Raw genomic sequence first — 15,026 nt, 5'->3', positions numbered from 1 at the left:
CGGCGCCGGCCGGTTGAGCCGACCCGAGGAGGAGCAATGCCGGACCAGCAGCCGAACCCGCTGTGGCACCCGTTCGCGGACATGGGCGCGGTCGACGGGAACCGGTTCGTGGTGACCCGCGGCGAGGGGTCCTATGTCTGGGACGACGCGGGCCGTCGTTACTTCGACGCCTCCGCGTCGCTGTGGTACTCGAACCTCGGCCACGGCCGCCCCGAGATCACCCGCGCGGTCACCGAGCAGCTGGAGAAGCTCGACGCGTACAACCTGTTCGGCGGCGTCGCGAACGAGCCGGCGCTGAAGCTGGCGTCGAGGCTGTCCGAGCTGGCACCGGTGCCGGGGTCGAAGGTGTTCCTCGGCTCGGGCGGCGGCGACATGGTGGACACCGCGGTGAAGATCGCGCGGTCCTACTTCGTCCACACTGGACGCCCGGACAAGACCCACGTCATCAGCCGGACCCAGGGCTACCACGGCACGCACGGATTCGGCACCGCTGCGGCCGGGATCCCGGCGAACGCGGAGGGCTGGGGCCCGCCGGCCGCGGATTTCTCGCAGGTGCCGTATGACAACGCGGCGGCGCTGGAGGAGGAAATCCTTCGCGTGGGGCCGGAGCGGGTGGCCGCGTTCTTCTGCGAACCGGTCATCGGCGCGGGCGGCGTGCTGCTGCCGCCGGACGGTTACATCGAGGAAGTGGCGGCGATCTGCCGCAAGCACGAGGTGCTGTTCGTCGCGGACTGCGTGATCTGCGCGTGGGGCCGGCTCGGCACCTGGTACGGCATCGACCGCTGGTCGGTGCAGCCGGACTTGGTGACCACGGCGAAAGGCGTGACGAGCGGGACGATCCCGCTGGGCGTGCTGCTGGTCGCGCCGCACGTGGCGGAGCCGTTCTTCACCGGCCGCCCCGGCGCTCCGATCCTTCGCCACGGCGCGACGTACGCCGGTCACCCGGTCGCCTGCGCGGCGGCGAACGCGACGCTGGACATCTACGAGCGCGACGACATCATCCCGCGCGGCAAGGCGCTGGAGAAGCCGCTCGCGGACGCGCTTTCCGGCGCGGTCGGACATCCGGCGGTGGCGGAAGTCCGGGCGGGGCTGGGATTCCTGGCCGCGGTGGAACTCGCGCCGGATCTGCTGTCGGCGGACCCGGGCGCGCCCGGCCGGTTGCACAAGTTCCTGCTCGAGGAGGGCGTGATCGTGCGCTCGCTCGGCAAGGGGATGGCGGTGTCGCCGCCGCTGGTGGCCGAAGAGGCCGAACTGGACCTGCTGGCGGCGGCCGTTCCGCGGGCGCTGGACCGGTTGCTGAAGAACTGACGACACCGCGGCGGCGCCGAGGTTCCGGTGCCGCCGCGGTTGTCTGTCTACAAAGGACTACTTACAGGCGAGCGTTCCGGTGCGCAACGCGTGGTTGTCGTCGTTGTCGTCGTCGGACCACACGACCTGCTTGCTTCCGTTCGCACACGTCGGCGAGATCGCGAAGCCCTCGTTGTTGTAGTTCGACATCCCGGACGGGCGGTCGTACTGCGCGGTGACCGCGAACGCGCCCTTGGAGTCGACGTCGAGCGTGGTGGTGCGGCCCTTGCAGGTGTTGTCGCATTCGGCCCACAGGTGGCCGGTCGACGGTTCGTACTCGAGGTCCATCACCGCCGGGAACCCGCTGTCGATGGTGGCGACGCGGGTGTATTTGGTGCCGGACTGGTCGAGCGCGTACGCGTAGACCTTCCCGTTGGCCTCGAGCCCGACGAAGTACAGGCCGGTCCCGTGGTTCGGGTAGCTCGCCGGGTCGTAGGCGGCTTTCGTGTGCTCGTCCCGGAATTTGTGCGCGGTGAGCGCCGAGTCCGGCACCCAGGCGATGGCCTCGAGCCCTTTGTTCGGCTCGACCGACGGCAGGTCCGAGGTGAGGTCCCATTCCCCGGTCGCGTTCAGGGATTTGCCCGACCCGGAGGTCGCGTACCGGAGCACGGCGGGCTTGCTCGTGTCGCCGTTGTCGTTGTCGCGCTCGGTCGAGGTGAAGACGCCGTCCGGGGTGAAGACGACCCCTTCGGCGTCCGGGTCGCCGCTGCCGTCGGAGTAGTGCGTGGACTTGCCCTTGGCCCAGCCGTTGGCGGTGTCGGGCCGCCATTTGCCCCCGTCCTGGACGAGCCGGTACAGGGTGCTCGGGCCGTTCTTCACCGCCCACAGCACGGTGGGCGATTCGTAGGAGACGCCGCTGAGGTTGCTGCCGAAAACCCCGGAGTCGTCGGCGATGGCCACCTTCGCCCCGCCGGGCCACGCCGTGGCTTTCGGGGTGGCCGCCGGCGCCGCGTGGGCCGCACCGGCCCCGACCGCGAGCGCGAGGACCGACAACGCGACAGTGACTCGGATTTTTCCACGCCGATGTGTTCCACGCTGGTGCGCAAGCAAGGAGCCGCTCCTTCTGTCCGTCTGGCACGGGTGCAGGCCGTGCCGAGGTGGTCGCTGCTGACAAGCGGCGGTCCCGCGTCGCGGGACTTACAGCAGTGGGTGATCGACAGTGGAGCACAAGGCGTGGCCAGTAAGCAACAAACAGCAGGTGACGTTGTCCCGGTGATCGGCACGGCGATTTCGCGCCGGGCCGATCACGCGGCGTCAACGGTTCACCGGGCGACGGTCCGCCACACCGGCACGTTGACGACCGCCGCCGGCATGCCGGGAGCCCCGCTGTCCCCGGGGACGATCGTGAAGCGCCATTTGTCCACTCCGCCGCCCATGATTTCGGCATAGCGGCGGGCGCCGTCCGCGTTCGCGAAGCGGACTTGCTGACCACTGGCGAGATGGGTGATCTTGACCGCCACATTGCCTCCTGGGATCGGTCGAGGGGACGGGTTCTGCCTGGGTGCCGGCCCGCGGAGCTTCCCCCTCCGGGGCCGGCCCGACCAGTAGAACACGTGTTCGATTCGCAGGGCAATCCAGGTCCCCCTCCCGAGCGACCCGGGCCGGTTCCGGGCGGTCAAGGCCTTGGGGCGAGTCAAGTTCCTGTTCTTCTAGGGGCACCGGCCGAAGAGCGACGGGAGCGCCGGGCGCGGCTGTCTGAGCCTGTGGTGGCCGTGGCCCTTCACGGTGGACGGCCGGACGTTCGCCACGGCCGAGCACTACCTGAGGCGGCGGAAGCTGGGACGCGGCGTCGCGGGCTTCGACCAGGACCAGTGGGAGGCCTGCCGCGGCGAGACCGTGCTCGCCGTGGCGCGGGTTGAACCTGCTGGGCTTCGCGTTGACACCGGCCCGGATGATCCTGGCGTCAGCCTGAATGACCGCGAAACCCTTAAGCCCCAAGGGGAATCTCGGCAGCTCTCAGCCAGCCCGCACCATGGCCACCCGAGTCCACCGGTCCAGCCCCCGCGCGATCTCCGTCCGCCGGATCTCCCGCAGCGCCGGGCCCTGCTCCTCGTCGGCCAGCACGCGGAACCCGAGCCGCTCGTAGTAAGGCGCGTTCCACGGCACGTCCGCGAACGTCGTCAGCGTCAGCCCGGGCAGCCCCCGCTCCGCGGCCCACGCGCCGACCGTCTCGATCAGCGCCCGCCCCAAGCCGCGGCGCGCGTGGCTCGGCAGCAGCGAAACCTGTTCCACGTGGCCGAAACCGTCGACCTCCTCGGCGAGCACGTACGCCGCGATCGTCCCGCCGTCGTCCCAGACCCAGCACCGGCCCGCGGACTGGAACACCGCGAGGTCCTCGACCGAGGGCGGCGCGTCGTCGGCGATCTCGGCCATGCCGACGGCCCGGAACGGCTCTCCGGCGGCACGTTCGAGGTCGGGAAGCGCGGGGAGGTCGGCCGGGGCCGCGAGACGGATCACCGGGCCGATTTTACGGCTACACCGAGTATTCGGAAATCGCCTTTCCGATCTGGTCGGCGTACTCGCGCAACGCCGTGATCGCCCGTTCGCGTTCCGCGTCGCCGACGCGGGTGGCAGGGCCGACGAGGCTCAGCACGCTCGGCCGGAGCCGGTCCGCGTCGACCGGCACCGAGCAGCACCACACGCCGTCCTCGATCTCGCCCCAGCTCTGCGCGTAGCGGTTGGCCAGCACGTGCTTGAGGCCGTCGCGCACCTCGGTGCCGTGTTCGCGCGCGATCCGCGCGATCTGGCGCTCGCGTTCGCCGTCGGGCAAGAGGGCGAGCAGCATCTTCCCGGTGGCGCTGACACCGAGCGGGATGGAATGCCCCGGCTGGAACGTGAACCGCATCGCGCGGTCGCATTCCACCCGGTCGCTGCACACCGCGAACTCGCCGAAGTGCTGGAACAGCAGGATGGTCTCGCCGAGTTCGCGCGCGGCCTCCTCCATCGTCGGCCGCGCGAGCCGCGCCAGGTCGTTCGCGAGCCGGGCGGCGCGCGCGAGTGGCATGACGCGGCTGGTGACGTGATAGCGCCCGGACCGCGATTCCTCGAGCAGCTGCAGTTCTTTCAGCAGTTGCACGTAACGGTAGGTGGTGGCGACCGGGCTGCCGATCGCCTCGGCGAGTTCCGCGACGCTGGCCTCCCAGCGCTGTTCGGTGAACGACAGCAGCAGCTGGAGCACTTTCCGGGAACTGCTGGCGCCGGCCGTGCGACGGAGTCCGGGTTCAGACATCCTGAAACCTCTCCGTGGGAGCACCGAATTCAGTCACGAGCGCGTTGGTAAATTACCACAGATCACCCTTTTTCCGGGACGGTCAGAAACGGGGTGAGAAGGCCGGGCACGGCGGTGTCGGCGAGCGCGAGCCCGGTGCCCTCTTCGACGTCCAGCACGCGGTAATGCCCGCGTCCGGCGGCGACCGGCGCGATGACGGTCACGAGCCCGGCCCGGCGCTGAAACAGCGACCGCTGCACGACGATGCCGGTGAGCCGGTCACTCCGGACAGCGACCGTCGCCCTGGCCAGCGACCCGGAACGGGTCACCAGGAACCGGCCGGTGATCGCGTGGCCGAGCGAGCGGTACCGGTCGAAGCCGACCAGGACGGCGAACGGCAGCAGCACGAGCGCGGCCTGCCACGGCCATTCCGGCAGTACATCGAGCCGGGCCAGCGCGAACAGCGCGGCCGACAGCGCCAGCACGGCGAAGACGGCGCGAGTGATCCGGCGGGTCAGCGCGCGCCGGGAATGCCGCACGAGGGGGACGTTCGCGAAGTCCTCGCCGAGCACCTCGCCGGCGATCTCCCGGGCTTTCGCGGCCGGAGCCGGCGGCAGCAGCAGACCGCCGCCGCGGTCCGCGCCCTTGCCCTCGCGCAGTCCGGCCGCGACCGCGACGCATTTCGCGCCGCCGACCATCCGCAGCGGCAACGGTTCCTTGATCTCGACGCCGCGCAACCGGTCTTCCTCGATCGACACCGACCGCGTCGTGATCAGCCCGCGCCGGATGTGCAGCGTGCCGCCCGGTTCGCGAGTGAGCCGGAAATTCCAGAACGACAACACGTATCCGCCGACCGACAGCACCGACACCAAGACGAACAGCCCGGCCGCCGCGAGCACCACGGTCAGCCACACCGGTTGTTCGAGCGCGCGTGCGGTGAGGTCGCGGACCGGTCCGAAACTCGTCGGATCGAAGTGCAGTTCGTGCGCGAAGTGATAGACGGTGCCGAGGATCGCGGCGACCACGGCGAGCCCGGACAGCGTGAACGGCGCGTACCGCACCCAGCGTTTGTCGACCTCGGCGACGAGCGACTCCGGCGGTTGCGGCGCCTCGGATTCGGCCGGTTTCCGGTGCAGCAACAGGGTCCGCAGCCGCTGGGCTTCGGCGCGGGTGACCGCGTCGAGCACCAATTGGTCCTTGCTCGGACCTTTTCCGTGATCGTGGCGTCCAGTACCGATTCGTACTGCGGACAGCGAGAAAAGCCGATGTTTCGGTTCCGAAAGCACGTCCACGGTACGGATTCGATCGAGGGGAATCGCGCGTTGCTTGCGCAGCAGCAACCCGGTGTGCCATTCGATCTGGGACGCGGTGACACGGTAGCGCGAGGTGAGGCAGTGCGAAATGCCGACGCCGATCGTCACCGCGGTGGCCACGAGACCGAACCACTGCCAGTAGTTTCCGTGGCCGAGCACCAGTGCGCCAACGAGTACTGGAAGCGACTTGACCAGGTCGAGAACCGGGCGGATCAACAACATCCGGCGGTCGAGGCGGTGCCAGGGCGCGTCGCCGGTGCCTTCGGCGGCGACCGGCGGGGAGGGTGCGGTGGTGTTCACGTCGCGTCCCCGCGAACGGCCTGGGTGGTGCGGGTCAGCTCGTCGGCGAGCACGACCGCGACCTCCCGGTCGAGCCCGGAGATGCGCAGCGGCCCGGCGGCGGACGCGGTCGTGACGGTGAGCCGGGCCAGCCCGAAGAGCTGCTCCAGCGGACCGCGTTCGACGTCCACCGTCTGGATCCGCGAGATCGGCGCGATCCGCCATTCCTGCTTCAGCCAGCCGGACTGGGTGTAGACGGCCTCGCCGGTGACTTCCCAGCGGTGCACGCGGTAGCGCCACTGCGGCATGACCAGCAGGTGCAGCGGGGCCAGCACGCAGGAGAGCAGAAGAGTCACCGTGAGCCACGACGGCGGGTCGTCCGCGGTCGCGACCACCACCGCCTGCACCGCGAGCACGACCAGCCAGCCGGCCCCCGCCGACGCCGCCCAATGGCCGATCGCCCGGCGGCTCACCCGGTGCTCGGGCGGACGCAGCCGCAGTTGAAGAGTGGTGGATTCCTCGGTGTTCACCTGCTTAGAGTGCCTGACCGGATCCCCCGGTGCCCACGACAAGTGTCACGATGCCCCGATCCGGGTGGCCAATGAGTGCGGGGCGTTACTATTTTCGCCGCGCGCGGGATGGATTCGCAGCCGGGCCGCGTTGTACCGCGTACGTCCGTGCAAGCGAGCAGCAGGAGGATCCGGTGGGACTCGATCCCGAGGAACTGTACGAGGTGGACTCGGACGTCCCCGACCTGGACGGAGCCGTGCTCCTGCACTTCTTCGAGGGGTTCATGGACGCGGGCTCGGCCGGGCGGCTGGTCACCGACCACCTCGCCGGCGAGGTCGAGAACCGGGTCATCGCGCGGTTCGACGTCGACCGGCTGATCGACTACCGGTCGCGCCGCCCGTCGATGATCTACGCGGTCGACCACTGGGAGGAATACGAGGCCCCCGAGCTGGTCGTGCGCCTGCTGCACGACGACGACGGCATCCCGTTCCTGCTGCTGTCCGGTCCGGAGCCGGACCGCGAATGGGAGCTGTTCGCAGCCGCCGTGCGGCAGTTGGTGGAGCGCTGGGGCGTGCGGCTGACTGTGGGCTACCACGGCATTCCGATGGGCACCCCGCACACGCGCCCGCTCGGCGTCACCGCGCACGCGACCCGCGAGCACCTGGTCGGCGAGCACCAGCCGCTGCCCAACCGTATGCAGGTCCCGGGCAGCATCGCCGCGCTGCTGGAGTACCGCTTCGGCGAATGGGGCCACGACGCGATGGGCTTCGCCGCACACGTGCCGCATTACCTGGCGCAATCGACGTACCCGGCCGCCGCGCTGACGATCCTCGACTCCATCGGCAAGGCCACCAGCCTGCGCCTGCCCGACGGCGAACTGCGCACCGCGGCCGAGGTGGCCAAGGCGGAAATCGACCGCCAGGTCGCGGACTCCGACGAATCCGCCGACGTGGTGCGCGCGCTGGAGCGTCAGTACGACACGTTCACCGAAGCGTCCGGGCACAGCCTGCTCGCCGAATCGCAGGAACACATGCCGACGGCGGACGAACTGGGCTCGCAGTTCGAGCGGTTCCTCGCGGAACAGGGCGGGGACGGCTCCGAACGCTGAGCCGAGAGGTAGGCAACGCCTGCGGATCGGACCGTCTGCCAGGCCCACCAGAGCCGGGCTGTCATGATCGCCACGCCGGACATGGTGCGGCCCGCACGTTGCCGGAAGGCGGCGGGGGCGGGTTTGGTGGATGACATCTCTGTTGAAGCTAGCCGGTCCTCGGTCGGCCCGGCACCCGGGCGGGCCCCTAACGCTTGCGATCGCGCCCGCTCCCGCTCGGCGGGCTGTCCGTGAGGGGAACCCTGACGGAATCAGAGTCCGTCAGGATTCCCCTCACGCCTCGCAGCCATCCGTGAGGGAACCCTGCGGGAATCAGGGTCCGTGAAGGTGGCCCTCACGGACAACCGCATCGCGGATGGGGCCCGCTGGCCAGGGGGAGGGCTCGCGAGGCGTGCGCCGGTCGCTGTATCGGTCGGCTCAGCCTGGCCAGCCCGCCAGCTGCCGCAGCGCCTCGCTGGTCGGCCCGAACGCGTCGCCGAGCAGCGCGCGCAGCTCCCCGTTGAACGACTCGATCACCGGCCGCAGCCGGGCGAGTGTCGCGGTTCCCTCCGAGGTCAGGTCCAGCACCAGCGCCCGGTGCTGTTCGGGATGCTGCTGCCGGGCGATCAGCCCCGCCTCGATCAACCGCGCGGTCATCGCGGTGATCGCGGACTCGCGCTGCCCCAGCTCCGCGGCCAGCTCGCGCTGGGTGAGCCCCGGCCGATCGTGCACCGCGAGCAGCGCGCCGAGCTGCGCGGTCGTCACGCCGCCCGCGGCGAGGCAGCGCCGGTCGCCCTCGACGCGCAGCCGGTGCGCCGCGCTCTGGAGCAGGAAGAAAAGACGTTCGTCGGCGGCCATGCGGGGATCTTGACAGTGTTCTCCCAGCGCCGCCATCCTCACTTCACTACTGAAGTACTTCACTACTGAAGTGAGGCTGGAAATGGACCTAGAGTTCGCGCGCGCCGGGCTCGCCGCGCAACCGTTCAGCGTCCTGCTCGGCGCGCGAGTCGAGGAGTTCGGCGACGGTCGCGCGGTGCTGGCGCTGGACGTCCGCGACGATCTCCGGCAGCAGAACGGCTACCTCCACGGCGGCGTTCTCGCCTACGCCGCGGACAACGCGCTCACCTTCGCCGCCGGAACAGTGCTCGGCCCGCGACTGCTCACGAGCGGTTTCTCCATCGACTACCTCGTGCCTGCCGACGGCGTGCTGCTGCGCGCGGAAGCGACGATCGTCCAAGCGAGTCGTTCGCGGGCCACCTGCCGCTGCGATCTGTACACAGTGGACGGAGAGGGGAACTCGACGCTGTGCGCGGCCGCGCAGGGATCCGCGGTGGTCCGGCGGTCGGCTACTCCCGGGTAAACCGGGCAGTTCGGGGCGGCGTCCGGTTGTCGGCTATCGTCCCGGAATGAACCAGGATAGCCAAGATCGGCTGACGACAAGGACTTTGGGCCCTGCGCTGCGCCGGAAGGCCGGCCTGGTGCTGCGCCGGGCCGCGGCCCGGTTGCACGATCCGCACACCGGCCAGCTCGCCGAACTGCGCGCGGAGCTGGAGCGGACGCGGGAGGAATTGCGCTCCGAGGTGGTCCGGCAGGGGGATCGGCTGCTGGACCGCGTGGTCGAGTTCGAAATCCGCAGCCGACGCGACATCGTGTACGCCGGCGACCAGGACGCGGCGCTGGAGAGCAACGTCTTCGCGCGCGAAAGCCTGATCGGGGCGCAGCATTTCGGCAGCCCGAAGGAAACGCTGCAGTACGCGCTTTCCCTCGCGCCGACCGGCGGGATGGCGCTGGAGTTCGGCGTCGCGTCCGGCAACACGCTGCGCACCATCACCGCCGCGCGCGGGGCGACCGAGGTGTACGGCTTCGATTCGTTCGACGGCCTGCCCGAGGCGTGGCTCAACGGCATGCCCGCCGGTGCCTTCGCCCGCGACGACCTGCCGGACGTGCCGGGAGCCGAACTGGTCGTCGGCCTGTTCTCCGACAGCCTGCCCGGATTCCTGGAGAAGCACCCGGGGCCGGTTGATTTCCTGCACGTCGACGGCGATCTCTACAGCTCCGCGAAGACCGTGCTGGACAACGTCGGACCGCGGCTGCGGGTCGGCAGCATCGTGCACTTCGACGAGTTCTTCAACTTCCCCGGCTGGAAACGGCACGAGTACCGCGCGTGGACCGAGCACGTCGAGAAGACCGGCGTCGAGTTCACTTACGAGGCCTATACCTACAACGACAACCAGGTCACTGTGCGGATCACCGGCGGCCCGGGGCTCATGGACTGAAGCAGCCGTGCTCGTTGACCGGTCCGATCGCGGGAAGGATCAGACCGCACAGGTAACCGTCGATCCAGCGCCCGTTGCCGGTGAGATTCGCGGCGAAGCGGACGAGCGGGGCCATTTTCCGGATTCCTTCGGCGAGGGACGCGCGGTTTCGTTCGAGCAGCGCGGTGAGCCGGTCGAGCTGAGTGAGCACCGGGCCGAGTTCGCGGTCGTTGTCGGCGACGAGCCCGGATACTTCGACGCCTAACTGACGGGCTCCGCCGAGCAGCGACCGAATGGCCGACTCGCGTTTCCGCACCTCGGCCAGCAACTGGTTGCCGTCGGTGAGCAGCCGGGTCAGCTGAGCGTCACGGTCGGCGAGCGTGGCGGAAATCGTGCGCGCTTGCGTTAAAAGATGAGCCAGTTTCGCGTCGCGGGTGGAAAGAGAGTCGGACAGCCGCGACAGTCCGGTCAGCGTCGCGCGGACGTCAGCCGGGGTGTGCGCGAAGGTATCGGAAATGGCGCGGAAGCTGCGCGACAACTGGTCGGTGTCGATGGCGTCGACGGTGGTGGCCAGCTGCCGGAACGCGGGCAGCACGTCATACGGAACCGTGGTCCGGTCGCGCGGGATCGGGGTCTCCGGATCGAGCGACCCGGACCCGGCCGGATCGAGCGCGAGATACTTCTGGCCGAGCAAGGTTTTGATCCGGATCGCGGCCGATGTCCGGTCGCCGAGCCACGCCCCGGACACCCGGAACGACACCCGGACGGACGCGCCATCGAGGGAAACCTCAGCCACCCGGCCGATTTTCACCCCGGCGATCCGGACGTCGTTGCCGGTCGCGAGCCCCGCGGCTTCGCTGAACTCGGCGGCATATGCGGTGCCGTCGCCGATGAACGGCAGATTCGGTGCCCGCAGTGCGGTAAGGACGCCGAGGACGAGCACAGTCATCCCGACGAGAGCGGTGCGCACTGGGCGCCGGTCGGGATGCACAGCGTGGATAGTGGCTCGCCCAGCCGGGTGAGGCCACTCACGCCACCCGAATGGGCGCTTTTGCGTTGTGTCCACTTAGGACTCTGGCCGCTTCCGCCCTGCGCACGCCCCTTTTCCCGGCCTCGCCCCGGCGACTCTCGTTGTGTGCCATCCTGGCCTGGCTGGCCGACGTGATCGGAATCATCGGAACATCCGGTGCGGCTCGGCCGTTGAAGGGGTGTGCAGCGAGCGCGGAAAACCCGCGCCGACGCCGATCGGGGAGGAGCCACCATGCGAGACCTGACCACCGGATTGCACCCGGCGCCAGACCTCGTGGACGACACGGACGCGGCCCGGCAGGAGGAACGCCGCCGCAAGGCGGCGCTGGCCGTCGCGTCCCGGGCCAAGGACGCGCAGGAATGCGCCCTGCTGCTGGACATGCTGGGGCTCCACGCCCCGGGCGGCAGCCGGACCGAGGTCGCCTGAGGCACTCCGGATCCGTCCGGGGTTGGCTGGGTGTTTCGAGGTGTTTTCGAGGCTGTTCGGGGGAAGAACACGCCCGCGACCGGAATGCGGACCGGCTGCGGGTTTAGTCAGCTTCCGCGCCAGCCTGGCCCTGGGGAGGGCCGGGTCGGTCGCGGCTGAACGGTATTGAGCTGAACGGCTCGGCTGCGGGGGGGCGGCTGGGCTGTTTGGTGTGGGGTGAGCGGGGTTCGGCTTTGGTTGGCTGGGGGAGCCTGGTGGGGTGGTGGGGCTGCCCCCGCGCCAACGGCCTCGTTGCCGCGTCGGGCTTCACCGGTCTGCCAGCGTGGAATCCCTGACCCGCACTAACCAGCTTCGTCGACCCGCTGAGCTTCACGGCTTGTCAGCGCCGAGTCCCTGGCCAGACACCAGTCAGCCCCGCCGCCCCACCAAGCTTGACGGCCTGCCAGCGCCGAATCCTTGACCCGGCACCAGTCAGTCCCGCCGCCCCACCAGGCTTGACGGCCTGCCAGCACCGAATTCCTGACTAGGCTCAGCAGGCCCCGCCGCCCTGCTGAGCTTCACGGCTTGCCAACGTCGGGATTCCTGGCCAGGCATCAGTCAGTCCCACCGGCCCGCTGGGCTTCACGGCTTGCCAACGCCGGGATTCCTGGCCAGGCACTAGCCAAGCCCCATCGACGCGCTGGGCTTCATGGCCTGCCAGCGCCGGAATCCCTGGCTCGGGCACCAACCAGCCCGTCGACCAGCTGAACCTCACCGGCCCGCCAATGCTGAAACCTCTCACCCGGCACCAACTTCAGAGGTTGCGAACTCTGGCGAACTGCGGAACCCGACGGGCGGCCACGCAGGTCGGTGCGCGGTGAAGGAGTTTCGGGTCTGACAAGGCCGGGACCCTCGGTGGCACCACCGCGCAGTTCGCCGTGGAGAACGGGATGTGGCTTGACGGCACGGCCAGCCGATTCGGTCCGGAGACCCGCGGCCATCCCCGTCAGACCGGATTGCGCCCTCGCCCCAGCCAGAGTTCCGCCCCTTCTCCGGGCCGGATCCCGCCCTCGCCCTCAGGCAGAGTTCCACCCGTCAGGCTGGATCTCGCCCTTGCCCTCAGCCTGGGTTCCGCCCCCGCCGGGCCGGATCCCCCCTGCCCTCAGGCAGAGTTCCACTCCGCGCGGGCCCGTCTGACGCCAAGCCGAATCCCCGCAGGAGCCCCCAGCCACGAGCGGAAAGCGACGACCGTTCGATCCGCCCCCGACCCGCTTCACCACTCGCCCCAGAGCAGCCTCCCCGCCCCGATCCCACGCTCCCGATTGGGCCGAACGGGTGAAATCACCGCCGGAAATTAAACTCAAATCCCGCCCCGCTCAAGGCAGCCGAAGCGCGAACCGCCCGGAGGCTCGCTCCGTTTGGGGGAACAACCCCTTGGCATGAAAGCGATTCGCGACCGCCGCCCCCTCCGAACCCCGGGGTGTCCACTGAGGCCACTTGCCCGGCAATGCGGATTCCGCAGCAACTCACCCCATTCGCACCGGCAACCCAATCCAAGCCATGAAACCAGTGCGGAAACCGACCCGCGCCACAACCTCCCGCAACCCCCGCCGAAGTCCCCGATCCTCAAGCGCCACAAGAATTCCCGAGCTTGCGCGGTCGGGTACTGTCGATGCCCCTGGGTGATATTTTGGGCCGAACGGCTGAGTGTCGCCGACGTATCTGTCACCCTGGTGGAGCATCCTGTACCGGGGAAGCGGCCTGGGTCGGGACCGGGCGCAGGGGAGGAAACGCTGTGCAGTACCTGCGGGAAGACGAATACCTCACTCGGCAGCAGCGAGCGCTGGCGGAAATGGTGCGCCGCGGACGGCGGAAGCGCAGTTTTCAGCTGGCGGAACATCTGGCGGCGGAGGGTGGGGTGCATCGGTCGGATGTCCTCGCCGTGACGGCGCTTTTCCTTGCCTGCCAGGCGTTTCGGCGGGGCGACGCGGTAGCCGTGCAACGATTTTCGAACGCGTTTCGCAGTTGTGAGCGAAGCAGCGTGGATCTTGCTCGGCAGCTCATGCGATTGGAAGCGGGCCGGGAACAGGGATGGCTTCCGCGGGCGCATTACGACGAGCTTTTTTCCTACGCTTGGCGAGAAAACCGGCCCGACATTCTGGTCAAAGCCTCGTTGATTCAGCCGCGGGATGTTCCGGCCGCCGGATGGTGGGCCGAGATGGAGCGGAATCTCAGCCTGTTATCCGTCTGAACCGCCGTTCACGACCAGTCGATCCGGGCGAACAGCGCGCGCAATTTCGCGCCGCGGGTCTCGTTCGTGGCGCTGATCCACGCGATCCGGCCCAGCAGGTGCGCCCGGAAATCCGGGTGTCCGCCGCGGTTCTGCGGTGCGGGGCCGGTTCGGGCGCAGTTGTGCAGCACGGCCCGCAGCTCGTCGTACTCGGAGCGGGCGACGGCCGGCGCGGCGTTCACCACCAAGCCCGCGACGCGTTGCTGCCGGTAGGCCGGTTTCACTGACGTCTTGTCGTCGCGCAGACGGAAGCCCTCGTCGGTCACGATCCGCCGGACGCCGGGCAGCAGGCGGTGCAACGGCAGGCTCGCGTCGCCGGAGAAGGCGAGGTCGTCGGCGTAGCGGGTGTAGTTCGCGCCCAGTACCGCGGCGAGGCCGGAGAGCCGCCGATCCAAGCGATTGGTGACGGCGTTCGCTACTGACGGCGACGACGGAGCCCCTTGCGGGAGGTGCGTGCTGGCAAGGTGGCTCAGCATGGCCGATCGCGCGGGCGCGGTACGCAGGACGTCGACCGGGGTGCGGGTGGTGAGGATCCCGGCGATCGCGGCGGCGGTTGCCGGCGGATACCCGGCCAGATCGAGCAGCGATCGCACCCGGGACGCGGAGACCGTCGGGAAGAATCCGGCCAGATCGAGCCGCACCACCAGGTCCTGCCCGGCGTGCGGGCGGGCGCAGGTGTGAATCGAGCGGCCGCGACGGAAACCGTGCGCGGCCTCGTGGACCGGCAGCGCGTCGAGCACGTGCCTGCGGACTCGGCGTTGCACCTCGGCCAGCCGGGGCTTCGGCCGTTCGATCAGCCGCGCGCCGCCGGTGGACGTCGGGATCCAGCGGTAGCTGTAGTGCCGCAGCACCGGCCGGGACCGCCGGTGCCAGCCGCGTTCGTCGGCGAACCAGGCCAGTTCGCCGGGGGTGAGGTCGAGGGCGGCGGCGCACTCGTCGAACGTCGTCCACCGGGCGACCGGCCAGCGCCACACCGGCATCGGTTCGAGGAGCGACGCGGAGGCGACTCGTTCTCCGTTCATCCGCGCTGTCTTGCACGCGGAGCGTGCCGCCGCTGCGCGGGGCGCTGTGGGTACGTGTCGTGCTGCTCCCCGGGGTTGCCCCGGAGTGGGTGGTTCTCCACCGGCTCACCTCCGCGTCGCCGAACCCCACCCTAGCCAAGATCACCGACAAAAAGGGCGAGCCCGGGAAAGGCCCCGTGACCGAGCCCACCCGCGACCCAGAGCCTTGCCTATAGCAACTTTTGCACTAGGCAAGGTTTGCCGGACGACGTGGCCGATCTTGAGCGGCTGACTCGCGTGC

The 15,026-nt window shown here is 69.7% G+C and carries 15 protein-coding genes; 6 read left to right on the top strand and 9 right to left on the bottom strand.

Going from position 1 to position 15,026, the window contains the following annotated elements; all coding sequences use genetic code 11:
* The first annotated feature begins 36 nt into the window (after window positions 1-36).
* The gene (locus ACZ7SW_RS42485) at window positions 37-1,308 is read left to right on the top strand and encodes an aminotransferase family protein (RefSeq protein ID WP_470236032.1); all 1,272 of its coding nucleotides are present in this window, start codon (window positions 37-39) and stop codon (window positions 1,306-1,308) included.
* A 57-nt stretch (window positions 1,309-1,365) separates the two neighbouring features.
* Here the strand turns inward: ACZ7SW_RS42485 and ACZ7SW_RS42480 are convergent, their stop codons facing one another.
* From ACZ7SW_RS42480 to ACZ7SW_RS42455, 6 genes are all read right to left on the bottom strand, one after another.
* A complete protein-coding gene (locus ACZ7SW_RS42480; RefSeq protein ID WP_470236031.1) occupies window positions 1,366-2,340 on the bottom strand; it encodes an esterase-like activity of phytase family protein in 975 nt (324 codons plus the stop codon).
* A gap of 269 nt (window positions 2,341-2,609) precedes the next feature.
* On the bottom strand, window positions 2,610-2,807 hold the full coding sequence (locus tag ACZ7SW_RS42475) for a hypothetical protein (RefSeq protein WP_037715481.1): 198 nt from the start codon (window positions 2,805-2,807) through the stop codon (window positions 2,610-2,612).
* Between the two features lie 496 nt (window positions 2,808-3,303).
* Window positions 3,304-3,804 (bottom strand): GNAT family N-acetyltransferase, encoded by a 501-nt coding sequence (locus ACZ7SW_RS42470; protein WP_470236030.1) that lies wholly within the window; start codon window positions 3,802-3,804, stop codon window positions 3,304-3,306.
* Window positions 3,805-3,820: 16 nt separating this feature from the next.
* The gene (locus ACZ7SW_RS42465; protein WP_470236029.1) at window positions 3,821-4,576 is read right to left on the bottom strand and encodes an IclR family transcriptional regulator; all 756 of its coding nucleotides are present in this window, start codon (window positions 4,574-4,576) and stop codon (window positions 3,821-3,823) included.
* Window positions 4,577-4,638: 62 nt separating this feature from the next.
* Window positions 4,639-6,090, bottom strand: a complete 1,452-nt coding sequence (locus ACZ7SW_RS42460) for a PH domain-containing protein (protein WP_470236066.1) — start codon at window positions 6,088-6,090, stop codon at window positions 4,639-4,641.
* Window positions 6,091-6,164: 74 nt separating this feature from the next.
* Window positions 6,165-6,677 carry a PH domain-containing protein gene (locus ACZ7SW_RS42455; protein WP_470236028.1) on the bottom strand — a complete coding sequence of 171 codons (513 nt, stop codon included), beginning with the start codon at window positions 6,675-6,677 and terminating at the stop codon, window positions 6,165-6,167.
* A gap of 173 nt (window positions 6,678-6,850) precedes the next feature.
* Between ACZ7SW_RS42455 and ACZ7SW_RS42450 the strand changes: the two genes are divergently transcribed.
* Window positions 6,851-7,765, top strand: a complete 915-nt coding sequence (locus ACZ7SW_RS42450) for a proteasome assembly chaperone family protein (protein WP_470236027.1) — start codon at window positions 6,851-6,853, stop codon at window positions 7,763-7,765.
* A 417-nt stretch (window positions 7,766-8,182) separates the two neighbouring features.
* Here ACZ7SW_RS42450 and ACZ7SW_RS42445 read toward each other — a convergent pair whose 3' ends face one another.
* The gene (locus tag ACZ7SW_RS42445) at window positions 8,183-8,602 is read right to left on the bottom strand and encodes a MarR family winged helix-turn-helix transcriptional regulator (protein ID WP_470236026.1); all 420 of its coding nucleotides are present in this window, start codon (window positions 8,600-8,602) and stop codon (window positions 8,183-8,185) included.
* A gap of 82 nt (window positions 8,603-8,684) precedes the next feature.
* On the opposite strand from ACZ7SW_RS42445, the gene ACZ7SW_RS42440 reads away from it, so the two are divergent.
* Window positions 8,685-9,104, top strand: a complete 420-nt coding sequence (locus ACZ7SW_RS42440) for a PaaI family thioesterase (protein WP_470236025.1) — start codon at window positions 8,685-8,687, stop codon at window positions 9,102-9,104.
* 46 nt (window positions 9,105-9,150) lie between these two features.
* Window positions 9,151-10,020: a class I SAM-dependent methyltransferase gene (locus ACZ7SW_RS42435; RefSeq protein WP_470236024.1), complete on the top strand. Its 870-nt coding sequence runs from the start codon at window positions 9,151-9,153 to the stop codon at window positions 10,018-10,020.
* Here the strand turns inward: ACZ7SW_RS42435 and ACZ7SW_RS42430 are convergent.
* A complete protein-coding gene (locus ACZ7SW_RS42430; RefSeq protein ID WP_470236065.1) occupies window positions 10,010-10,948 on the bottom strand; it encodes an MCE family protein in 939 nt (312 codons plus the stop codon). The genes ACZ7SW_RS42435 and ACZ7SW_RS42430 overlap by 11 nt on opposite strands.
* 312 nt (window positions 10,949-11,260) lie before the next feature.
* Here ACZ7SW_RS42430 and ACZ7SW_RS42425 point away from each other — a divergent pair, with 312 nt between their 5' ends.
* Together ACZ7SW_RS42425 and ACZ7SW_RS42420 are read left to right on the top strand one after the other, a co-directional pair.
* Window positions 11,261-11,455: a hypothetical protein gene (locus tag ACZ7SW_RS42425; protein WP_037715467.1), complete on the top strand. Its 195-nt coding sequence runs from the start codon at window positions 11,261-11,263 to the stop codon at window positions 11,453-11,455.
* Between the two features lie 1,774 nt (window positions 11,456-13,229).
* Window positions 13,230-13,685 carry a hypothetical protein gene (locus ACZ7SW_RS42420; RefSeq protein WP_470236023.1) on the top strand — a complete coding sequence of 152 codons (456 nt, stop codon included), beginning with the start codon at window positions 13,230-13,232 and terminating at the stop codon, window positions 13,683-13,685.
* Between the two features lie 8 nt (window positions 13,686-13,693).
* On the opposite strand, the gene ACZ7SW_RS42415 is transcribed toward ACZ7SW_RS42420, so the two are convergent.
* Window positions 13,694-14,746 (bottom strand): reverse transcriptase family protein, encoded by a 1,053-nt coding sequence (locus tag ACZ7SW_RS42415; protein WP_470236022.1) that lies wholly within the window; start codon window positions 14,744-14,746, stop codon window positions 13,694-13,696.
* Between the last annotated feature and the right edge of the window lie 280 nt (window positions 14,747-15,026).

The sequence above is a fragment of the Amycolatopsis sp. NPDC114484 genome, assembly GCF_055633755.1.
This window is presented reverse-complemented; position numbering and strand designations above follow the sequence as displayed.